Genomic DNA, 20,381 nt, shown 5'->3' on the forward strand with positions numbered 1-20,381 from the left:
AATCCCGAGGCCACTCCGCGCATGCCGCCGCCGCTCAGCCTGGCGCACCAGATCGCCAAACGCTGGCTGGCGGGGGCTTAGTCATCGCCTTATTGACAGAACAATCAAAGAACATTATAAATTAATTTACCGCACTCGACCTCAACTGATCGCGCGCCGCCTTGCCGATTCGGCAAGGCGTTTTGATTCGTGCGGAGGGAGCACAGTCATGGCTGAAAGCAGCATTGAATGGACCGATGCGACCTGGAATCCAGTGGCCGGCTGCACCGTGATCACGCCCGGCTGTACGAATTGCTACGCTATGCGTATGGCGGCACGGCTCAGCGCCATGGACATGGAGAAATACGTCGGGCTGACGCGTAAATCAGGACAGCGACATGTCTGGACTGGGAAGATACGCCTCGACAAGGCATCGTTGGAATTGCCGCTTACTTGGCGCAAACCCAGACACATATTCGTCAACTCTATGAGTGATCTGTTCCATGACGCTGTGCCGGCTGATTTTATCAGTGAGGTCTGGGAGGTGATGCGACAAACGCCGCAGCATACCTATCAGCTTCTTACCAAGCGCCCTTCTCGCATGCGTGAGATCGCTGGTGTGTTGAATCGCAAGCCTCTACGGAATGCGTGGTTAGGCACCACGGTTGAACATTCCGATACACTTTGGCGGCTAGACGAATTGCGTAAGACGCCGGCAGCGATTCGGTTTGTCAGTTTTGAACCACTGCTAGGTTCGGTCGCCGAAGCCGATCTCAGCAAGATCCAATGGGCCATCGTCGGCGGCGAGTCAGGACCGCGCGCACGCCCAATGGATAAGGAATGGGTAGAGGAAATCCGCGACCTCTGCCGCGAGTACAAGACGGCGTTCTTTTTCAAACAGTGGGGCGGCGTAAACAAAGCCAAAACTGGTAGGAAATTGGACGGCCGTACTTGGGACGAGATGCCCTCTCGACTTACTTGAGAAAATGCGCCGCCAATTTAGTAGCCAATCCGGTAGCAGGCGGGCTGTCATTTGAGATCGCAAAAAACAAACTAAATTTGTGCAAGCCCTTTGCAGGAAGTCTCTTTGGAGGCAACACTTTCGCAAAAGCGGTTTCCAAACGCTCCCGCACAAAACGCTCAAGCCTCTGGGCGTCTGCATTGCGAATCATTGCCGGTTCAGCACCAAATAAATCGATTTGAGCAGATGCCTCGTAAATTCGCCTTAACCAGACATCAGTTCCGAAAATTCGGGTAAGCGCGCTCCTCTTACTTTCGTCCATGCGGCTCAGATCGTGAGGAGATTGCCGGACAACTGCGTTGATTGGAAAGAGATACCAAACATCAATAGCTTTAGTTTTGGAGATCACTTCCAGTGTATTCCACTCAACGGACATTCCGTAGGGGTCAAGAAAGAGAACCGCACGTTTAGGACGCCCGCTCCCTCTTTTGTTATGCCAGTCAATACCTGAGCATAAGTTACAGATGACTTTATTAGCGTCGTCCCGATGTATTTGAATTTCAGGATGGTTACTCTGTTCGGCTAAGGCCTTGAGCGCATCCACATGAGATTTTTTCTTATCTATAAAATGAAACTGCGAAAATGGCGGCACGGTCTCAAGCGCAATTCTGGCAGAGCCACGACGAGGCTCGATCTCTTCGTCTTCTTCTTCATTAGCAGGAACCCATTCACCCGTTCCCGCGAAGGCATCAACGTATATTAATTCAAACCCTTGGTTCTTTAGAGCTTGCGTATAAGCCGACAGATAGCCGGCTAAAATGTCGAGTTTTACTTCAGTCCACTGCCCGCCAAATCGATGCTGCTTCATTCCCTATGCCCCAACATCCCCGTTAAGGGCATTTCCTCATATTTATTCAGCAATATAAAGATTGAATACCTTATTATGCTTCTAGCCAGGCCCGAACCTGCGCCTTGATGAAGGCGGCGTCTTCCGGGTTCTGCACCGGGTTGCCGGCGCGATGGCCCCAGATGCTGGGGATCGGGCGCAGTTCAGCGTCGCGCAGATACGGTAATTCGGCCTCGTTGTCGGCGACGCGGAAATACAGATCCCTCTCGCCCGGCATCAGCAGCACGCGGGCCCTGATCGCGCGTAACGCCGCGGCGAGATCACCGTTGTAAAGCGGATTGGCGCTGATATCGCCGGCATGCCAGCAGCGCAGCTGCGCATGGAGATCGGCAGCGGCGCGGCGTCCGAAACGTTCTTCCCAGTCGGTGCGCAGAAAGGTTTCCATGTCCGGCGCCTTCAGCGCCGAGCGATGCAGACCGGCGCGATAGAAATCCTGGCTGAGTGCCCAGGCTGCATAAATGCGGCCAAAGGCGCGCATCGCCGCTTTGGGCTGGCTGCTGAAACGGCCATTGCCGAGATGCTCCGGCGCGGCTTCCAGCGTCGCCATCAGGCTGAGCAGGAAAACCTGGTTATGCACCGCCGTGCGCGCCGAACCGCAATTGACCACGATGCGCGCGACCTGATCGGGGAACAGTGCCGCCCAGTGATAGGCCTGCTGCGCGCCCATCGACCAGCCATAGACGCAGGCGATGCGCTCGATGCCGAACTCCTCGGCCAGCAGGCGGCGCTGCGCCTGCACGTTGTCATAGGCCGTGACCAGCGGCGGATATTCGGGATTGTTCGACGGACTGGAGGACAGGCCGTTGCCGAACATGTCGGGGATGATGATGAACCAGCGCGTCGGATCGAGCACGCCATCCGGATGGATCAGCCATTCCAGATCCGGATGCTGGGCCGCATAGCTGGTCGGATAGAGGATGACATTGTCGCGCGCGGCATTCAGCCTGCCATGCGTTTTCCAGCTCAGCAGCGCGTCAGGCAGAACCTCGCCCGACAGGGTTTTCACATCGCCGAGTCTGAATTGTCCGTTTTGCTGTTCCCACGCCATGCGCCGCGCATCCTGTTCTCTGTGACGGAGAGAGTCGACGCGACGATCTCAGGGACCGGCGGGACAGGTCAATTCAATGCCCCAGCATCCCCAGCAGTCTGCGCGCCGCCGCGGACGGCGTCGTCTTCCCCGCGCCCACTGCCTTCTGCAGTTTCGGCAGTTCCCGCGCGACGGCCTCGTTGCGCAGCAGGACCTCCATCAGGCCGTCCTGCAGTTCCTGCATCAGCCAGTGTTCGGCCTGGCGGCTGCGCTGCGCCTGCCATGTACCGGTCTTCTCCAGCGCCGCGCGATACATGCCGATGGTCGTCCAGATCTCGGCGATGCCCTCGTTCAGCAGCGCCGAAGCCAGCTGTACCTGCGGCTTCCATTCGGCATGGCGCGGGCGCATGAGCTGCAGCGCCATGCGGTAGTCGGCGGCCGCCAGCCGCGCCTTGGGCAGCAGGTCGCCATCTGCCTTGTTGATGATCACGAGGTCGGCCAGCTCCATGATGCCGCGCTTGATGCCCTGCAGGTCGTCGCCGCCGCCCGGCGCCAGCAGCAGCAGGAACATGTCGACCATGCCGGCCACGGTGGTTTCCGACTGGCCGACGCCCACCGTCTCGATCAGCACGACATCGAAGCCGGCCGCCTCGGTCAGCAGCATCGCCTCGCGGGTGCGGCGCGCCACGCCGCCCAGCGCTGCGCCGGCGGGGGTCGGGCGGATGAAGGCGTTGGGATCGCGGGCAAGTTTCTCCATCCGCGTCTTGTCGCCCAGGATGGAGCCGCCGGAGAGCTGCGAGGAGGGATCGATCGCCAGCACGGCGACCTTCTTCCCCTGCCCCGTCAGCAGCAGGCCGAACCGCTCGATGAAGCTGGATTTGCCCACCCCGGGCGTACCCGAGATGCCCAGCCGGACCGCCCTGCCGGTCTGCGGCAGGATCGCCAGCAGCAGCTTCTCGGCCGCCTCCTGGTCTGCCACGCGGCGGGATTCCACCAGGGTGATGGCCCGCGCCAGCGCCCGGCGGTCGCCGGCGACAAGGCGCGCGCCAAGCTCGGCAGGATCGGTGTCGCGGCGGGCAGGCATGGCCGGGACCATAGCGAAGCCGCCCGGGGCGGCCAATGGTCGGCAAGCCCCGGGCCCGACACACGCTGCGATTGATCGGGTGGCGATTGACAGACCGCAGCCGCGATTCGTATCTCTTTCATAATCATGCTGAATCTGTCCGAGTTGCTGTTCACGGCCGCGCCCTCGAAGGCGCTGGAAAAGGCGCGCGCCGACCTTGCCCGCACCGACCGGCGCGCCGAAGCGGAAGCCACCCCCGAGCCGGCGCCGGAACCGGCCGAATCGTCCCGGTCGGCGGAGGAAATCCGTCAGGAGGCCGCCACCACGCTGGCCGCCCGTGTCGACCTGCTGCGCGCCCGCCTGGCCCAGGCCCGCGGCGACACCATCTCGGCGCTGCTGTTCCTCGGCGACGCCCAGCATGATTGCGACGCCCTGGGCGAGGCCTGCGAGCAGGCCGGCTGGGCACTGGCCGGCGAGGGCGTGGTGCTGCTGCGCGAATCGCTGCGCCGGGCAACGCCGTCGGAAATCCGGCATCTCGATCTCATCAGTCTGCTGATCGATGCGCTGGTAGCGCTGCAGCGCGCCGAGATGCGCCCGGGGATGGCCCGCAGCGGCGAGGAACTGCTGCGCGCCCTCCGGCTGGCAGTGAGCCGCGAACTCGGCAGCGGCGACGCCTGAGCATCCGCGGGCCACGCGCCCGCAACAAAAACGGGAGCGGCGCATTTCCTCTCTGGAAATCGCAGCTTTTCGACTAAAGTATAAGCCATGCGCGCCGCCCTGCTTGGCATTGTCAGTCTGGCCGTCGCTGCCGGACATTCCTCACCCGCCGCACAGGCGGCAGAGGCGCTGCATTCCGCGGAGCTCTCCTTCGGCGTTTTCGCTCTCGGCGCGCAGGGCCTCGACATCGTCCTCCGGCTGGAACGCGAGAACGGCACGCTGCAGGTGGATACCGCCATGCGGACGACCGGGCCGCTCAACCTGCTGATGAAGTTCGAGAGCAAGACGCTGGTCGCGGCGCAGGTGCATGACCACGGACTGCAGCCGATCCACTACCTGATGGAAAGCGACGGTCGCTGGTCGAAACGCTCGATCCGCATGACCTGGGGGCCGGACGGTCTGCCGCAGGCCGTGGTCCAGCCCTCGCCCGAGGATGAGGAGCACGACCGCGAGCCGGTCCCCGATGCGCTGAAATACAATACGCTGGACCCGATCACCGCCGTGGCGACCCGCGCCCTGCGCGGCAGCAGCGAGCCGCCCTGCCACGGCAGCGATCCGGTCTTCGACGGCCGCCGCCGTTACAATCTGCATTACCGGCCGGTCGGGCCGGAGGAGCTGAAGCCGCATAACCGCTCGGCCTATGCCGGGCCGGCCTTCCGCTGCATGACCTGGCTCGAGCCGGTGGCCGGCTATACCCGGTCCTGGCTGGCGGAAAACCGCGATGCCGAGCAGCGGATGACCCATATCTGGCTGGCCCGCCCGCCCGGCACCGCCGTCTGGCTGCCGGTGCAGATCGAGAGCAGCTTCGCGCTGGGCAGCTCCACCGGCTATATTGCCGGCGCCCGGCTGAACGGCCGCGACTGGCTAGAACCGCTCGGCGTGATCCGGGCGGAAATGCCCCAGAATATCGTCCCCTGAGGGACTTCCCGCACCCGGTCGGGATGCGTCGGACTTGACGGAACGGCCCCAAAGGTCTTTATTCCGCCCGCTTTCCGGTTTTGGGAGCTGAATTCGGTCCGAGGATCGCCGTCCGTCCGCGAGTTTCGCGCACGGGCGCCATATCCGTTTGGCAGCATTCGAGCCCGCAACCGCAAGCCCGAAGAGGAACCATGTTTGAGTCGTTAAGCGGCAAACTCGGCGAAGTTTTTGATCGCCTGCGCAAACGCGGCGCGCTGTCCGAGGCGGATGTCTCGGAAGCGCTGCGCGAGGTGCGCGTGGCGCTGCTCGAGGCCGATGTCGCGCTGCCCGTCGTCAAGAGCTTCATCGACAGCGTGAAGTCCAAGGCGATCGGCCAGGAAGTGCTGCGCTCGGTCACGCCGGGGCAGATGGTGATCAAGATTGTCCATGATCACCTGGTCGAGATGCTGGGCGGCGCCGGCGAGGGCCCGGAGACTGATTCTGGGATCAGCCTCAACGCCGTGCCGCCGGTGCCGATCCTGATGGTCGGCCTGCAGGGTTCGGGCAAGACGACCAGCACGGGCAAGATCGCACTGCGGCTCCAGAACAGGGAGCGCAAGAAGGTGCTGATGGCGTCGCTCGACGTCTATCGTCCGGCGGCGCAGGAGCAGCTCAAGATCCTCGGCGAGCAGACCGGCGTGGCGACGCTGCCGATCGTGCCCGGCCAGATGCCGGTCGACATCGCCAGGCGCGCCATCCAGGCCGGCAAGCTCGGCGGCTACGACGTCGTGATACTGGATACCGCCGGCCGGCTGCATATCGACGAGACCCTGATGCTGGAAGTCGCGGCCGTGCGCGACGCCGTGCAGCCGCATGAGACGCTGCTGGTCGCCGATGCGCTGACCGGCCAGGACGCCGTCAATGTGGCGAAGAGCTTCAACGAGCGTGTCGGCATCACCGGCATCGTGCTGACCCGCGTGGACGGCGACGGTCGCGGCGGCGCGGCGCTGTCGATGCGCGCCGTCACCGGCAAGCCGATCAAGCTGATCGGCGTCGGCGAGAAGCTCGACGCGCTGGAAAGCTTCCATCCCGAGCGCATCGCACAGCGCATCCTCGGCATGGGCGACATCGTGTCGCTGGTCGAGAAGGCGGCCGAGACGATCGAGAAGGAAGAGGCCGAGCGGCTGGCCGCGCGCGTCCAGAAGGGCCAGTTCGATCTCGACGACATGGCCTCGCAGCTCAAGCAGCTGCGCAAGATGGGCGGCATGTCGGGGGTGATGAACCTGCTGCCCGGCATCGGCAAGATGAAGCAGCAGCTGGCGCAGGCCAATGTCGACGAAAGCATCCTGAAGCGCCAGGAAGCGATCATCAGCTCGATGACGAAAGCCGAGCGCAAGAACCCGAAGCTGATCCACGCCTCGCGCAAGAAGCGCATCGCGGCGGGTTCGGGCACCAGCGTGCAGGACGTCAACAAGCTGCTCAAACAGCACATGCAGATGGCCGACATGATGAAGCGCATGTCCAAGCTCGGCCAGAAAGGTTTCATGCGCAGCATGGGTGCGATGCTGCCGGGGATGCCCGGCATGCCCAAGCTGTAGGGTTTTACGAGTTCAGGGTTCAGACGAGTTCAACGAAAGGAAGACCATGTCAGTCAAGATCCGCATGACCCGCGGCGGCGCCAAGAAGCGCCCCTACTACCGCATCGTGGTGGCCGACTCGCGCAGCCCGCGCGACGGCCGCTTCATCGAGAAGATCGGCTCCTACGATCCGATGCTGCCCAAGGACCGCGAGCGCGTGCAGCTGGACACCGAGCGCGTGAAGTACTGGCTGTCGCAGGGCGCCCAGCCGTCCGACCGCTGCGCGCGCTTCTTCGCCAAGGCCGGCCTGATGAAGTGGGAGCACGGCAACAATCCGCAGAAGGCGAAGCCGAAGGCCAAGGCGCAGGAGCGCATGAAGGCTGCTGAAGAGGCCGCCAAGGCTGCCGCCGAAGCGGCTGCCGCGCCGGCCGGCGACGCCGCCTAAGGAAAGGCATGACCCGCCGGGTTCTGCTGGGCGTGGTGATCGGTGCGCAGGGCATCCGGGGCGAAGTGAGGGTGAAAACCTTCACCGGCGACCCGGAAGCCATCGGGGATTACGGTCCCCTGTCTGATGCGAAAGCCGAGCGCCAGTTCAGGCTGAAGGTCCGGCGGATCGCGAAGGGTGACGTGGTGATCGCGGCGATCCAGGGCATAGCCGACCGCAATGCGGCGGAAGCGCTGAAGGGCACGGAGCTTTACGTGCCCCGCGATGCGCTGCCCGAGGCCGGGGACGGCGAGTTCTATTACGCCGACCTGGTCGGGTTGCAGGCTTTCGCCACCGACGGCCGTCTGCTCGGCCCGGTGGTCGCGGTGCATAATTTCGGCGCCGGCGACATGCTGGAGGTGAAGCCGGAAGGCCGGGCCTCCGTCATGGTGCCGTTCACCGACGACGCCGTGCCCGAGGTGGACGTGGACGGCGGGAAAGTCACCGTCGATCCGGCTTTCTGGCTGGGTCCGGATGCCGCGGATGCGGCGGAACGGAGCCGGGAGGAGGCCGGCGAGCCGTGACCGGCACCGGCTCCCGCGGGTGGGATGCCCGGATACTCACCCTGTATCCGGCGATGTTTCCCGGTCCGCTGGGCCAGAGCCTGGCCGGCAGGGCCCTGAACGAGGGGGTCTGGTCGCTGAGAGTGGTGGACATTCGCGACTTTGCACGCGATAAACACCGCTCCGTGGACGACACCCCCTTCGGCGGCGGACCCGGCATGGTGATGCGGCCCGACGTACTGGCGGCAGCGATCGATGCAACGGTCGCGGCGGCCGGGGAAGCGGCGGCGGAACAGCCGCTGATCTACTTCTCGCCGCGTGGCCGGCGCCTGGACCAGGCGCTGGTGCATTCGGTGAAGGATGCAGGCGGCGCGACGCTGGTCTGCGGACGGTTCGAGGGGGTGGACGAGCGCCTGCTGCAGGCGCGCCCCGTCACCGAGGTCAGCCTCGGCGATTTCGTCCTCTCGGGCGGCGAGATCGCTGCCTATGCGCTGCTCGATGCGGTCGTGCGGCTGCTGCCCGGGGTGATGGGTGCCGAGGAGTCCGGCACCGAGGAGAGTTTCGCGGACGGCCTGCTGGAATATCCCCAGTATACCCGGCCGCAGGAGTGGGAGGGCCGCAGCGTGCCGGAGGTGCTGCTGTCGGGCCACCACGAAAGGATCGCAGCCTGGCGGCGCGATCAGGCGGAAAGGATCACCGCCGAGCGCCGCCCGGATCTGTGGGAAGACTACGCCAAGCGCAAGCGCGGCAAGTGAACGAAACGGTTTGGTTTGAAGAAGAAAGGCTGAGTGCCATGAACCTGTTGCAGCAGATCGAGAAAGAGCAGACCGAGGCCCTGGCGGCTGCGCGCGCGGTGCCCGAATTCGGCCCCGGCGACACGCTGAAGGTGAACGTGAAGGTGGTGGAAGGCGGCCGCGAGCGCGTGCAGGCCTATGAAGGCGTCTGCATCGCCCGTTCCAACCGCGGCGTGAATTCTTCCTTCACCGTGCGCAAGATCTCCTACGGCGAGGGCGTGGAGCGTATCTTCCCGCTCTACTCGCCGCGCATCGAGTCGATCAGCGTCCTGCGCCGCGGCGATGTGCGCCGCGCCAAGCTCTATTACCTGCGCGGCCGTACCGGCAAGGCTGCCCGCATCACCGAGAAGCGGGACACCGCCCCGGCCGAGAAGGCCGCCGCCGAAAAGGCGGCAAAGAAGAAGGAAGCCGCCGCCAAGGCCTGATCGCGGCGCCGTCCCGCGGCACCCGGTCCCACGGATACACCGCCTGCCATCCCTGCCGGGGTGGCGGGCGGTTCCTTTTTGCGCCGGACCATCTCCGGCTGCCTGCCGCAACGAAACCTACTTTTCCGCTAAATAACTGTTTGTCCTCGCCTTCCGGTTCGGATTTATTAGCCCCGGCCAAGCGTACAGACAGGAGGCCCGACTGAGCACGAGCCCGCAATCCGAGGGGGCTGCGCTGGACTTTCTTGCCGGCGGCGGCGAGATGGGTGCGCGCATGCGCGCCCTCGACTGGGCCGCCACGCCGCTGGGCCCCGCTTCCGGCTGGCCGCAGAGTCTGAAGGCAACGATCCGCATCCTGCTCAGCTCGCGCTTCGCCATGTGGATGTGCTGGGGCCCGGAGCTGACCTTCTTCTGCAACGATGCCTACAAGCCGACTCTCGGCGTGAAGGGCGACTGGGCGCTCGGCGCGCGGGCCGACAGGGTCTGGGAGGAGATCTGGGAGGATATCGGCCCCCGCATCGACACGGTGCTGCGCACCGGCCAGGCGACATGGGACGAAAATCTGCTGCTCTACCTGGAACGCAGCGGATTTCCTGAAGAGACCTACCACACCTTTTCCTACAGCCCGCTGGCGGATGACCGCGGCGCCATTGTCGGCATGCTCTGCGTCGTCGCCGAAACGACGGAGCGGGTGATCGCCGAGCGCCGCATGGCCCTGCTGCGCGACCTCGCGACCCAGCTGACCGGCGTGTTCACGCTGGACGGGATCTGCGACGCCCTGCACAGGGTGAGCCGCAATCACGACGACCTGCCGCTGCTGGCGGCGTATCTCCACGACGAGGACGGCGGCGGCGCCACGCGCATCTGCTATGTCGGCGACGACCAGGATCGCGCCCGCCTTCCCATCAGCATCGCGGCGGGTGACGGCAGCGCCTGGGTGACGGCCATGCAGGACTGCCGCAGCGGACCGCTCCTGATCGAGAAACTGGCCAGCCTGACGGGTGACCTGGCCGGCACCGGCTGCTGGGAGACGCCGCCGGAACAGGGGCTGCTGGTGACCCTGCAGGGCAGTGATCGCATCGCCGGTTTTCTTGTCGTCGGCCTCAATCCGCACCGGCGGCATGACGAGGATTATGCCGGCTTCGTTGCCCTGCTGGCGGGGCAGATCGAGGCCAGTCTGAAGAGCGTCCACGCCTATGAGGAGGAACGGCGGCGCGCCGAAGCGCTGGCCGAACTCGACCGCGCCAAGACGGCGTTCTTCTCCAATGTCAGCCATGAATTCCGCACCCCGCTGACGCTGATGCTGGGGCCGCTGGAGGATGCGCTGAACCGGCCCGACCTGCTGGGGTCGGAAGAGCTGCGCAACACCCTCGACCTTGCGCATCGCAACGGCCTGCGCCTGCTGCGCATGGTCAACACGCTGCTGGATTTCTCGCGCATCGAAGCCGGCCGCAACGATGCCCGGTTCGAGCCGACCGACCTCGGCGCCTTCACGGCGGATCTTGCCGCCAACTTCCGCTCGGCCATGGAGCGCGCCGGCCTGCGCTTCACGGTGGATTGCCAGCCGCTCCCCCATCCCGTCCATGTCGACCGGGAGATGTGGGAGAAGGTGGTGCTGAACCTGATCTCGAATGCCTTCAAGTTCACCTTCGAGGGCGAAGTCAGCGTCACCATTGCCGCCGATGCCGATGGCCGCCATGCCGAGCTCCGCGTCCGCGATACCGGCATCGGCATCGCGGCGGAAGAGCTGCCGCACCTGTTCGAGCGCTTCTACCGGGTCGTCGATGCACGCGGCCGCAGCTTTGAAGGCACCGGCATCGGTCTGGCGCTGGCGCGGGAACTCGTGACGCTGCATGGTGGCAGCATCCGGGCGGAGAGCGAACCCGACCGGGGCAGCTGCTTCATCGTCAGCATTCCCTTCGGGACACAGCACCTGCCGCCCGAACGCGTGGTGAAGACACCCTCCAGCCCCCAGTCTGCCAGCCCGCAGGCCATCGGCTATGTCGCCGAGGCGCTGCGCTGGCTGCCGGACGAGGACAGACCGGCCGCTGACGACGCCGGCAATCTCGGCCTGCCGGCGCAACCGGGCCCGCGCATCCTGCTCGCCGACGACAATGCCGACATGCGCGACTATGTCCGCCGTCTGCTGGAAAGCCATGGCTACAGGGTGGAAACGGCGGCGGACGGCCGGGCCGCCCTGGAATCGGTGCTGAACAACCCGCCCGATCTGGTGCTGAGCGACGTGATGATGCCGCGTCTGGATGGTTTCGGCCTGCTCGCCGCCATCCGCGCCCAGCCCGGAATGGAAATGATGCCGGTCATCCTGCTATCGGCCCGGGCCGGCGAGGAAGCACGGCTGGAGGCGCTTCAGGCCGGCGCCTATGACTATCTGGTGAAGCCCTTCTCGGCGCGCGACCTGCTCGCCCGGGTCGGCAGCAAGCTGCAGATCGCCGGCATGCACCGGGAGACCCAGCGGGCGCTGGTGGAGGAAGCCTCGACGCTGGAGATCATCAACCGGCTGGCCGCGACCGTGGCAGCCGAGATCGATCTCGACCGCACGGTGCAGGTCGTGACCGATGCCGCCACCGAACTGACCGGCGCGGCCTTCGGTGCCTTCTTCTACAACGTCGTGAACAGCGAAGGCGAACGCTACATGCTGTACACGATCTCGGGCGCGCCGCGCGAAGCCTTCTCCAAATTCCCCATGCCGCGCAACACCGCGATCTTCGGCCCCACTTTCCGCGGCGAGGATGTCGTGCTGTCCGACGACATCACCCAAGATCCGCGCTACGGACAGAATGCGCCCTACCGCGGCATGCCCGAGGGCCATCTGCCGGTACGCTCCTATCTCTCTGCGCCGGTCATCGCCGCCTCGGGCGAGGTGCTGGGCGCCATTTTCCTCGGCCATCCCGAAGCGGGCATCTTTACCGACCGCGCCAAGCGGCTGGTCAAGGCCATCGCGCCTCATGCCGCGATCGCCATCGAGAAGGCGCGGCTCTACCAGGCCGCACAGACGGAGATTGCCGAACGCCGGCAGGTGGAGGAGGAGCGCGAACGGCTGGTGGCCGCCCTGCGCGAGCTGAACCAGACACTGGAAACCAAGGTCGTGGAGCGCACGGCCGATCTCGTGCGCGCCAACCAGAAACTGCGCAGCGAGGCGCAGGAGCGCGAGCGGGTCGAGGAAGCCCTGCGCCAGGCGCAGAAGATGGAGGCGATCGGCCAGCTCACCGGTGGCGTCGCCCATGACTTCAACAACCTCCTGACCGTCATCATCGGCAATCTGGAAACCCTGCAGCGGCAGTTCGATCGCGAAACGCCGGACAGGCAGCGCATGCGGCGCTCGGTGGAGAATGCCACCCGCGGCGCCCAGCGCGCCGCCGCGCTGACCCAGCGGCTGCTCGCCTTCTCCCGGCGTCAGCCGCTCGAGCCCAAGCCGGTCGACGTCAACAAGCTGGTTTCCGGCATGTCGGACCTGCTGCGCCGGACCCTCGGCGAACAGGTCTCGGTGGAAGTCGTCCTCGCCGGCGGCCTGTGGCGTACCCATGCCGATCCGAACCAGCTGGAAAGCGCGATCCTCAATCTCGCCGTCAATGCCCGCGACGCCATGCCCGACGGCGGCAAGCTGATCATCGAAACGGCGAATACGGAAATCCACGAGGAACAGGCCGTCCGCCAGTCCGAAATGGCACCCGGCCAGTATGTGATGATCTGCGTGTCCGATTCCGGTCGCGGCATGACGCCGGAGGTGATGGCGCATGCCTTCGAACCGTTTTTTACCACCAAGGATGTCGGGCACGGCACCGGCCTTGGCCTGAGTCAGGTCTATGGCTTCGTGAAACAGTCCGGCGGCCATGTGAAGCTCTCCAGCGAGCCCGGCCAGGGCACCACCGTACGGGTCTACCTGCCGCGCATGATTGCCGACACGGAAACGGAGGATCAGCCGGCCGCCTTCGCCGGCCCGTTCAGCGACGGCGAGGAACTGGTGCTGGTGGTGGAGGACGATGCCGATGTGCGCGCCTACTCCACCGAGATGCTGTCGGATCTCGGCTATAAGGTACTGCAGGCGCCGGACGGCAGAACCGCGCTGGATCTGCTGGACCGGCATCCGGATATCGTTCTGCTGTTCACCGATGTCGGCCTGCCGGGCGGCATGAACGGACGTCAGCTGGCCGACGAGGCGTTGCAGCGCCGGCCGGAGCTGAAGGTGCTGTTCACCACCGGCTATGCCCGCGACGCCATCGTCCATGACGGACGGCTCGACCCCGGGGTGCAGCTCATCACCAAGCCGTTCACCTACGCGGCACTGGCCGCCAAGCTGCGCGACATCCTTGATGTGAAATCGCGCCGGCGCAGCCTGCTTTTCGTCGAGGATGATGCGATGATGCGCGGCCTGATGGCCGATGCGCTGCAGGATTCCGGCTTCCGCGTGCTGCAGGCCGCCACGGGGCGGGAGGCGATCACACGCCTGCGCCTCGGCGCCGGCAGCATCGACGCGGCCGTGGTCGACCTCGGCCTGCCGGACATGCGCGGCGACGAACTGGTCGGCGAGTTGCGGGCAATCGACACCCGGCTGCCGATCGTCATCGCCAGCGGCTATGGCGAGGCCACCATGCGCACGCGCTTCGCCGACGACCCGCTGCTGCGTTTCCTTGAAAAGCCCTATGTCTCGACCCAGCTGGAAGACCTGCTGCGGGATCTCGGCGTGGCGCCCTGAGCGTCAGGCCTTTCCGGTCAGACGGGCCAGCAGTTCGACCCGGCGCGCCGCCAGTTCGCCACCGAGCTCCATCATGTCGAGGCCGGACTCGCGCAGGGCAGGGAAGAGTTCGCTCTCCTCCTCCCTGACATGGTGGCGGACATATTCGCCAAGGACGCTGACCTTCGCGTCGTAGAGTTCGTCTTCCGGCGCCATCTTCTCGATCTGGGCGATCAGGGACTTGGCGCTGCCATGCTCGACCTCGGCCTCGTCGACCAGATCCTCGTCATCGAGCATGCCGCGCGCTGCGGGATAGAGGAGTTCCTCCTCGATCTGCGCATGCACCTTCAGAAGCAGGCAGATCTTGAGGGCCAGCGCCTGCTTCTCGTCCGCGTCCTCCAGCATCTTGAACTGGTCGAACAGGGAAGCGACTTCGCGATGATCCTGGGTGAGCAGGCGCGTGGCGTCGACCGGAACCTTCTGCTCGACGGCCAGCCGGCCCATCAGCTTGGCGCCGCTTGCCCCCGAGCGCTTGCGCGCGGCGGTCCGACCCGTGGTGCCTCTGCCGCGGCCCGTTGCGCGGCGAGCGGCAGTCTTGCCGGCCGCTTTCCGTGCCGCGGTCCGCTTGGCGGCAGGGCGGGCAGCAGCGGACCGGGTGGTCCGCCGCTTGGCCGCCGTCTTGCGTTTGGCCTGCGTCCGTTTGGCCATGGATCAGGCCGCCATGCGGTTGGCGTATTCGGTGCTGGCGCCGTCTCGGTTCTTTTCCCGCTTCAGACCGGGCACCGGGTGGCCGCCTTCCGTCTGCAGCCGGTATTCCTCGCCCAGCTCACTGCGCGCCTGTTCGATCACCTGTTCGCTCGGCACCCCGCCCTTATTGACGACGCCCTGATAGTCGAAGTAGCGGTGATCCGCCGGCAGGTCGGAGACCGGCATGAACTCGCTTTCACTGGACGTGAGATCGACCTGTTCGGCCAGGACCTTGCGCAGATAGGCCTTGTTCTCCTGGAACAGCAGCGGCTCCTCCAGGGCCTTTGGCAGCATCTCTTCCGGATCGCGGTTCTCGATCTGGCGCATCATCTCGCAGGCGATGCGCAGATGCTCGATTTCCATGTTGAGATGGAGTTCGTAAAGCGCCTTCACCCGCTTGTCCGGCTCCTGCTCCATGAAGGACCAGTAGAGCCAGCATTCGTTGTATTCGTGCATCACCAGATTGGTCAGCCAGCTCGCCGTCGGATCGAGGATCGATTCGTAATGACTGACATGCTGCTCCTCGATCTCGGCGATCTCGGCATAGAGACCACGAGCCAGCATTTCCTGCGGCCGGTTGCCGATCGTCATGTAGAAGTTCATCGTCTGCTGCTCGGCCGCCATAACCGTCAGCGCGTTCAGGATCGATTGCGGGTCGGCGGCCAGCGCGGTCATCGGGCGGCGGATTTCGTCGCGCGGATCGCGGTGCTCGAAGATGGTCGGCCGGCCGGGCATGATCTCGGTCAGCCCGCCGACGATCTTCTCGGCCTTCTTGTCGCTCTCGATCAGCGCCATCAGGTTGGCGTAGCGGTAGAGGTGGTCGAAATCCTCCAGCAGGCCGAATTCGTAGACCTGCTTCAGATAGGCGTCCGGCTCGTGCTGGGCGACCCAGGCGGTGAGATCGACCGCCACCTGCTCGTAGCCGATGGTGACTTCCAGCGTCGATTCATCGCCGGGAATCAGCCAGTTGATCGCCTTCTGCTGCTGTGCCTCGGCGCGCCGCACCAGCGCCAGCTGCTGCTTGATCTTCGGATCGGCCGTATGGCGCGCCATGGTGTGGGAGAACATCACCGCCTCGACCTCGATGCCGTTCATCACGATGCCGCGGCAGCGGCTGTAGGGATGTACGGTTTCCTTGTCGTAGGGCTTTACGTTCAGTTCCGACCAGTTGCGGAACTGCTTCTCCAGCGGAATGCCGCGTTCGCGCAGGGGATTGAAGGCCATGTTGCTCTCTCCGGAAATGGGGCGACCGATGCGTGACCGGTGGAGAGCACAACGGCATCTGCCGCCGCCTGTTCCGCCGCTGATTAAAAAGTTTCCAGAGAATGCGGTGAAAGGGCCTACTGGGCCGCGTCCTGCGCTGCTGCCCGGGCGACGATGGCCGCGAAAGCTTCCGGATTGTTGCGCTTCAGATGACCGGCAAGTTCCGGCTGCTTCTCGGCGGACCAGCGCGCCAGCGCATGCAGCACCGGCTTGAGCGAGGCGCCGAGATCGGTCAGCCAGTATTCCACCTTCGGCGGCACCGCGGCATGCACCCGGCGGCCGACCAGACCGGCGGCCTCAAGCGCACGGAGTTGCTTGGTCAGCTCCTTCTGCGTGATCAGCGGGATGGCGCGCGCGAGTTCGCTGAAACGCAGCGGCTCGCCCCGGGCCTGGGCGAGGGTCAGAATGGTGGGCACCGCCCATTTGTTGGCGATGAGCTCCAGGGTGACGCCGATCATGTGCGCGCAGAGCGGCTGGCCGTCTTCGGTGAGGGCCCGGCGGAAATCGAGCGGAGCCTTGGTATCCATTTGGCAAGTATAGAGGCTCAAGGTGCCTGCTTGCAATTAGATACTATTGAGCCTATCCCTCTGATCCGGCAGTCATGTGCCGATACCAGGAGGAAAACAGACAATGGCCAAGCTCGACTTCCACTTCTCGCCCGGCGCCTGCTCGCTCGCCACCCATATCGCTCTGGAGGAGGCCGGCGCAACCTTCACGCCGAAGCCGACCTATACGCGCAAGGGCCAGACCCGCACGCCGGAATACCTGGCGCTGAATCCGAAGGGCAAGGTTCCGCTGCTGATCGTGGACGGCAAGCCGCTGACCGAGAACACTGCCATCCTCACCTTTCTCAGCCGCAGCTATCCCAATGCGAAGCTGCTGCCGGCCGGCGATGCGCTGAAGGAAGCCGAGGCGCTGTCGTTCATCGCCTGGTGCGCCTCCGGCGTACATCCGGTGATGAGCCGCTTCTTCGGCCCGCAGAATTTCTGCGACCTGCCGGACAGCGCGGACAACGTGAAGGCGCTGGCGGCCAAGGCCACCGCGGCCAACTTCGCCCTCATCGAAAAGGCGCTCGAGGGCAAGGACTGGGTCTTCGGCGAATGGTCGGTGGCGGACGCCTATATCTTCGTCTTCTACAACTGGGCCACCAAGCTCGGTCTCGATGTCTCTCAGTATCCGAATTACGGCAAGCATTTCGAGCGCATGAAGCAGCGGCCCGCCGTGCAGCGCGCGCTGGCCCGCGAGGCCGAGGCGCTCGCGGCCATGGACAAGGCTGCGTAACCGGCAGCCGGCCCATCAGCAGAACGGCGGGGAAGTAAATCCCCGCCGTTTCCCGATTAACGATGGTAGTCTGTGCAGGCGGCGATTCGAAAAAATTCGCGCCGCACCGGCTTCCACAAAAAACGGAAATCCAAAATGGCCTTCATCGAAAAGTTCGGTCCCGTGATCGGACGCATCCTGATCGCCCTGCTGTTCATTCCTGCCGGCTTCGGCAAGATCGGCGGCTTCGAGGGCACGGTCGGCTACATTGCCTCGAAGGGCATTCCGCTGCCGCAGGTGGCGGCGGCCGGTACGATCTTCGTCGAACTCGTGGTCGGCATCGCGCTGCTGATCGGCTTCAAGGCGCGCTATGCCGCACTGATCCTCGCCATCTTCACCGTGGCGGCGGCGGTGCTGTTCCACAATTACTGGGCGTTCCCGGCGGAACAGGTCGCGGCGCAGAAGATCAATTTCTTCAAGAATCTCGCCATTACCGGCGGCCTGCTCTTCGTGGCCGCCTTCGGACCCGGTCCGCTGTCGCTCGACAAGCGCTGACACATCCGCGAGGCGGCGTCAGGCCGCCTCGCCCTTCTTCTTCGCCTTCTTCGTCGAAACATCCTCGATCAGCCATTCGCGCATCGCCTTGATGCGCGGCGCATCGGCCATGTGCTCGAGGCAGACGAACCAGTAGGCGTTGGTGAGCGGCAGGGTCGTGTCGAAGAGCTTGACCAGCCGCCCGCCGGCCACCTCCTCGGCCACCAGTTCGGGATCCATCACGGCAACGCCCATGCCCTGCACCGCGGCCTGGATCGCGTAGGAGCGGGTTTCGAACATCGGCCCGATATTGGGATCGATGCCGTTCTCGCCGACTGCGCTGAGCCAGATGCGCCAGTCGTCGCGGCGGTTCTGCGAATGCAGCAGCTTGTGGCTGGCCAGGTCCGCCGGCTCGCGGATCAGCCTGGCGAATTTCGGATGCGCCACCGGCACCAGCGATTCAGAGAACAGCCGCGTCGCCTTCAGCCCCGGCCAGTTGCCGTCGCCATGGCGGATCGCACAGTCGATCCCCTCATGTTCCAGATCGGCCGGCTTGATCGAGGTGGTGATCCGCACCTCGATGTCGGGATAGCTCTCCTGGAACCGCGGCAGGCGCGGGATGAACCAGCGCATGGCGAAGGTCGAGAGCATGGAGACGGTGAGTGTGCCCTCGCCGCGGCGCGCCTCCAGCTTGCTGAGCGCGGAGGCCAGATGGTCGAAGCCTTCCTGCACGTCGGGCAGGATCAGCTGCCCCTCGGTGGAGAGCACCAGCCCCTTGCGGGTGCGGCGGAACAGCGGCACGCCCAGCAGTTCCTCCAGCTGGCGGATCTGGTGGCTGATCGCCGACAGGGTGACCGAGAGCTCCTCGGCGGCGGCGGTGAAATTGAGATGCCGGCCGGCGGCTTCGAAGGCCTTGAGGGCATTGAGCGGCAGCAGACGGCGGCTGGGCAGGTGGGCCATGAGAATCTTTTAAGCCGGGGGCGAATTTAAATCCAGCCGAGCCGATGGAACAGCCACTGGACTATGGCGCCCCACTCCTGTTGAATCCCGCCTTCCCGAGGCAGAATGCCTCGCATTTTCGCCAAGTTCAGACCAGCAAGAGACCGATATGACCGCGCCCCGCACGCTTTACGACAAGATCTGGGACAGCCATCTGGTGGATATGGATGCCGATGGCAACGGCCTCATCTATATCGACCTGCATCTGGTCCATGAGGTTACCTCGCCCCAGGCCTTTGCCGGCCTGAGGGCTGCCGGCCGCAAGGTCCGCCGCCCCGACCGCACGGTGGCCGTGCCGGACCACAACGTCCCGACCACCCCGGACCGCGCCCAGTTCGTCTTCTCCGATGACGAGGCCCGCATCCAGGTCGAAACGCTGGACCGCAACGCGAAGGAATTCGGCGTCCGCTACTACCCGATGAACGATATCAACCAGGGTATCGTGCATATCGTCGGGCCGGAGCAGGGCTTCACCCAGCCGGGCATGACCATCGTCTGCGGCGACAGCCATACCTCGACCCACGGCGCCTTCGGCAGCCTGGCCTTCGGCATTGGCACCTCGGAAGTCGAGCATGTGCTGGCGACCCAAACCCTGCCGCAACGCAAGGCCAGGAACATGAAGGTCAACATCGAGGGCGAGCTGGGTCCGGGCGTCACCGCCAAGGACATCATCCTTGCCGTCATCGGCAAGATCGGCACTGCCGGCGGCACCGGCTATGTCATGGAATATACCGGCAGTGCCATCCGCAGCCTCTCGATGGAAGGCCGCATGACGGTCTGCAACATGTCGATCGAAGCCGGCGCCCGCGCCGGGCTGATCGCGCCGGACGAGAAGACCTTCGAATACCTGAAGGGCCGTCCGCATGCCCCGAAGGGTGCCGCCTGGGAGCAGGCGCTGGCCTGGTGGAAGACCCTGCCCAGCGACGAGGGCGCGCATTATGACGCGGTGGTCGAGCTGAAGGCCTCCGAAATCGCGCCGCACATCACCTGGGGCACCAGCCCGCAGGACGTGGCGCCGATCACCGGCGCCGTGCCGAATCCCGCCGAGGTGAAGGACGAGCAGAAGCGCGCCGCCCTGGAGCGCGCGCTCAGCTATATGGGCCTGACGCCGGGCCAGAAGCTGGAAGAGGTTCCGGTGCAGCGCGTCTTCATCGGCTCCTGCACCAATGGCCGCATCGAGGACCTGCGGGCGGCGGCCGCCGTTGCCAAGGGACGCAAGGTGGCGGCCGGCGTGCAGGCCATGGTGGTGCCCGGCTCGGGTCTGGTGAAGCACCAGGCCGAGGAGGAAGGTCTGGACAGGATATTCCTGGAGGCCGGCTTCGAGTGGCGCGAACCGGGCTGCTCGATGTGCCTGGCGATGAACGCCGACCGGCTGAAGCCGGAGGAGCGCTGCGCCTCCACCTCCAACCGCAATTTCGAGGGCCGTCAGGGCCCGCGCGGCCGCACCCATCTGATGAGCCCGGCAATGGCGGCTGCCGCCGCCGTCACCGGCAAGCTCGCCGACGTGCGCAAGTTCATCTGAGCCGGGAGAGGACAGATCATGGAAAAGTT

General features: G+C 65.0%; 19 protein-coding genes. 12 read left to right on the forward strand and 7 right to left on the reverse strand.

The window, feature by feature from the left end; translation table 11 throughout:
- The first annotated feature begins 208 nt into the window (after nucleotides 1-208).
- A complete protein-coding gene (locus VKZ87_RS04310) occupies nucleotides 209-961 on the forward strand; it encodes a DUF5131 family protein (RefSeq protein WP_324220018.1) in 753 nt (250 codons plus the stop codon).
- Here VKZ87_RS04310 and VKZ87_RS04315 read toward each other — a convergent pair.
- The 3 genes from VKZ87_RS04315 to meaB all read right to left on the reverse strand — a co-directional run bounded on the left by VKZ87_RS04315 (nucleotide 954) and on the right by meaB (nucleotide 3,958).
- Nucleotides 954-1,808: a three-Cys-motif partner protein TcmP gene (locus VKZ87_RS04315; protein ID WP_324220019.1), complete on the reverse strand. Its 855-nt coding sequence runs from the start codon at nucleotides 1,806-1,808 to the stop codon at nucleotides 954-956. The genes VKZ87_RS04310 and VKZ87_RS04315 overlap by 8 nt on opposite strands.
- A gap of 73 nt (nucleotides 1,809-1,881) precedes the next feature.
- On the reverse strand, nucleotides 1,882-2,895 hold the full coding sequence (locus VKZ87_RS04320) for an alpha/beta fold hydrolase (protein ID WP_324220020.1): 1,014 nt from the start codon (nucleotides 2,893-2,895) through the stop codon (nucleotides 1,882-1,884).
- A 73-nt stretch (nucleotides 2,896-2,968) separates the two neighbouring features.
- Nucleotides 2,969-3,958, reverse strand: coding sequence for a methylmalonyl Co-A mutase-associated GTPase MeaB (meaB, locus tag VKZ87_RS04325; protein WP_324220021.1), 990 nt, complete (start codon nucleotides 3,956-3,958; stop codon nucleotides 2,969-2,971).
- Between the two features lie 126 nt (nucleotides 3,959-4,084).
- On the opposite strand from meaB, the gene VKZ87_RS04330 reads away from it, so the two are divergent.
- The 8 genes from VKZ87_RS04330 to VKZ87_RS04365 all read left to right on the forward strand — a co-directional run bounded on the left by VKZ87_RS04330 (nucleotide 4,085) and on the right by VKZ87_RS04365 (nucleotide 14,048).
- Nucleotides 4,085-4,615, forward strand: coding sequence for a hypothetical protein (locus VKZ87_RS04330; protein WP_324220022.1), 531 nt, complete (start codon nucleotides 4,085-4,087; stop codon nucleotides 4,613-4,615).
- Nucleotides 4,616-4,702: 87 nt separating this feature from the next.
- Nucleotides 4,703-5,572 carry a DUF3108 domain-containing protein gene (locus tag VKZ87_RS04335; RefSeq protein WP_324220023.1) on the forward strand — a complete coding sequence of 290 codons (870 nt, stop codon included), beginning with the start codon at nucleotides 4,703-4,705 and terminating at the stop codon, nucleotides 5,570-5,572.
- 191 nt (nucleotides 5,573-5,763) lie between these two features.
- The gene (gene ffh / locus VKZ87_RS04340; RefSeq protein ID WP_324220024.1) at nucleotides 5,764-7,149 is read left to right on the forward strand and encodes a signal recognition particle protein; all 1,386 of its coding nucleotides are present in this window, start codon (nucleotides 5,764-5,766) and stop codon (nucleotides 7,147-7,149) included.
- 46 nt (nucleotides 7,150-7,195) lie between these two features.
- The gene (gene rpsP / locus VKZ87_RS04345; protein ID WP_324220025.1) at nucleotides 7,196-7,573 is read left to right on the forward strand and encodes a 30S ribosomal protein S16; all 378 of its coding nucleotides are present in this window, start codon (nucleotides 7,196-7,198) and stop codon (nucleotides 7,571-7,573) included.
- Between the two features lie 8 nt (nucleotides 7,574-7,581).
- Entirely contained in the window at nucleotides 7,582-8,136 is a 555-nt protein-coding gene (rimM, locus tag VKZ87_RS04350; RefSeq protein ID WP_324220026.1) for a ribosome maturation factor RimM, read from the forward strand.
- On the forward strand, nucleotides 8,133-8,870 hold the full coding sequence (gene trmD, locus VKZ87_RS04355) for a tRNA (guanosine(37)-N1)-methyltransferase TrmD (RefSeq protein WP_324220027.1): 738 nt from the start codon (nucleotides 8,133-8,135) through the stop codon (nucleotides 8,868-8,870). Before rimM ends, trmD begins: the two co-directional genes overlap by 4 nt.
- A gap of 38 nt (nucleotides 8,871-8,908) precedes the next feature.
- A complete protein-coding gene (gene rplS, locus VKZ87_RS04360) occupies nucleotides 8,909-9,334 on the forward strand; it encodes a 50S ribosomal protein L19 (RefSeq protein WP_324220028.1) in 426 nt (141 codons plus the stop codon).
- A gap of 262 nt (nucleotides 9,335-9,596) precedes the next feature.
- The gene (locus VKZ87_RS04365; RefSeq protein ID WP_324220029.1) at nucleotides 9,597-14,048 is read left to right on the forward strand and encodes a response regulator; all 4,452 of its coding nucleotides are present in this window, start codon (nucleotides 9,597-9,599) and stop codon (nucleotides 14,046-14,048) included.
- 3 nt (nucleotides 14,049-14,051) lie between these two features.
- Here the strand turns inward: VKZ87_RS04365 and VKZ87_RS04370 are convergent, their stop codons facing one another.
- The 3 genes from VKZ87_RS04370 to VKZ87_RS04380 all read right to left on the reverse strand — a co-directional run bounded on the left by VKZ87_RS04370 (nucleotide 14,052) and on the right by VKZ87_RS04380 (nucleotide 16,564).
- On the reverse strand, nucleotides 14,052-14,735 hold the full coding sequence (locus VKZ87_RS04370; protein WP_324220030.1) for a hemerythrin domain-containing protein: 684 nt from the start codon (nucleotides 14,733-14,735) through the stop codon (nucleotides 14,052-14,054).
- A 3-nt stretch (nucleotides 14,736-14,738) separates the two neighbouring features.
- Complete coding sequence (locus VKZ87_RS04375) at nucleotides 14,739-15,998, reverse strand: hypothetical protein (RefSeq protein WP_324220031.1); 1,260 nt, start codon at nucleotides 15,996-15,998, stop codon at nucleotides 14,739-14,741.
- 116 nt (nucleotides 15,999-16,114) lie between these two features.
- A complete protein-coding gene (locus VKZ87_RS04380) occupies nucleotides 16,115-16,564 on the reverse strand; it encodes a helix-turn-helix domain-containing protein (protein WP_324220032.1) in 450 nt (149 codons plus the stop codon).
- 103 nt (nucleotides 16,565-16,667) lie between these two features.
- Here VKZ87_RS04380 and VKZ87_RS04385 point away from each other — a divergent pair, with 103 nt between their 5' ends.
- Both VKZ87_RS04385 and VKZ87_RS04390 read left to right on the forward strand, forming a co-directional pair.
- Entirely contained in the window at nucleotides 16,668-17,318 is a 651-nt protein-coding gene (locus tag VKZ87_RS04385) for a glutathione S-transferase family protein (protein ID WP_324220033.1), read from the forward strand.
- Between the two features lie 135 nt (nucleotides 17,319-17,453).
- Nucleotides 17,454-17,852 (forward strand): DoxX family protein, encoded by a 399-nt coding sequence (locus VKZ87_RS04390; RefSeq protein ID WP_324220034.1) that lies wholly within the window; start codon nucleotides 17,454-17,456, stop codon nucleotides 17,850-17,852.
- 18 nt (nucleotides 17,853-17,870) lie between these two features.
- Here the strand turns inward: VKZ87_RS04390 and gcvA are convergent, their stop codons facing one another.
- The gene (gcvA, locus tag VKZ87_RS04395; protein ID WP_324220035.1) at nucleotides 17,871-18,791 is read right to left on the reverse strand and encodes a transcriptional regulator GcvA; all 921 of its coding nucleotides are present in this window, start codon (nucleotides 18,789-18,791) and stop codon (nucleotides 17,871-17,873) included.
- 148 nt (nucleotides 18,792-18,939) lie between these two features.
- Between gcvA and leuC the strand changes: the two genes are divergently transcribed.
- The gene (gene leuC / locus VKZ87_RS04400; RefSeq protein ID WP_324220036.1) at nucleotides 18,940-20,352 is read left to right on the forward strand and encodes a 3-isopropylmalate dehydratase large subunit; all 1,413 of its coding nucleotides are present in this window, start codon (nucleotides 18,940-18,942) and stop codon (nucleotides 20,350-20,352) included.
- Nucleotides 20,353-20,381: the final 29 nt, after the last annotated feature.

It is taken from the genome of Ferrovibrio sp., assembly GCF_035304305.1.
Lineage (GTDB): Bacteria > Pseudomonadota > Alphaproteobacteria > Ferrovibrionales > Ferrovibrionaceae > Ferrovibrio.

Coding starts and splice junctions, on each gene's coding strand:
- VKZ87_RS04310 (WP_324220018.1), top strand. CDS start 209: ATGGCTGAAAGCAGCATTGAATGGACCGATGCGACCTGGAATCCAGTG.
- VKZ87_RS04315 (WP_324220019.1), bottom strand. CDS start 1,808: ATGAAGCAGCATCGATTTGGCGGGCAGTGGACTGAAGTAAAACTCGAC.
- VKZ87_RS04320 (WP_324220020.1), bottom strand. CDS start 2,895: ATGGCGTGGGAACAGCAAAACGGACAATTCAGACTCGGCGATGTGAAA.
- meaB (WP_324220021.1), bottom strand. CDS start 3,958: ATGCCTGCCCGCCGCGACACCGATCCTGCCGAGCTTGGCGCGCGCCTT.
- VKZ87_RS04330 (WP_324220022.1), top strand. CDS start 4,085: ATGCTGAATCTGTCCGAGTTGCTGTTCACGGCCGCGCCCTCGAAGGCG.
- VKZ87_RS04335 (WP_324220023.1), top strand. CDS start 4,703: ATGCGCGCCGCCCTGCTTGGCATTGTCAGTCTGGCCGTCGCTGCCGGA.
- ffh (WP_324220024.1), top strand. CDS start 5,764: ATGTTTGAGTCGTTAAGCGGCAAACTCGGCGAAGTTTTTGATCGCCTG.
- rpsP (WP_324220025.1), top strand. CDS start 7,196: ATGTCAGTCAAGATCCGCATGACCCGCGGCGGCGCCAAGAAGCGCCCC.
- rimM (WP_324220026.1), top strand. CDS start 7,582: ATGACCCGCCGGGTTCTGCTGGGCGTGGTGATCGGTGCGCAGGGCATC.
- rplS (WP_324220028.1), top strand. CDS start 8,909: ATGAACCTGTTGCAGCAGATCGAGAAAGAGCAGACCGAGGCCCTGGCG.
- VKZ87_RS04365 (WP_324220029.1), top strand. CDS start 9,597: ATGGGTGCGCGCATGCGCGCCCTCGACTGGGCCGCCACGCCGCTGGGC.
- VKZ87_RS04370 (WP_324220030.1), bottom strand. CDS start 14,735: ATGGCCAAACGGACGCAGGCCAAACGCAAGACGGCGGCCAAGCGGCGG.
- VKZ87_RS04375 (WP_324220031.1), bottom strand. CDS start 15,998: ATGGCCTTCAATCCCCTGCGCGAACGCGGCATTCCGCTGGAGAAGCAG.
- VKZ87_RS04380 (WP_324220032.1), bottom strand. CDS start 16,564: ATGGATACCAAGGCTCCGCTCGATTTCCGCCGGGCCCTCACCGAAGAC.
- VKZ87_RS04385 (WP_324220033.1), top strand. CDS start 16,668: ATGGCCAAGCTCGACTTCCACTTCTCGCCCGGCGCCTGCTCGCTCGCC.
- VKZ87_RS04390 (WP_324220034.1), top strand. CDS start 17,454: ATGGCCTTCATCGAAAAGTTCGGTCCCGTGATCGGACGCATCCTGATC.
- gcvA (WP_324220035.1), bottom strand. CDS start 18,791: ATGGCCCACCTGCCCAGCCGCCGTCTGCTGCCGCTCAATGCCCTCAAG.
- leuC (WP_324220036.1), top strand. CDS start 18,940: ATGACCGCGCCCCGCACGCTTTACGACAAGATCTGGGACAGCCATCTG.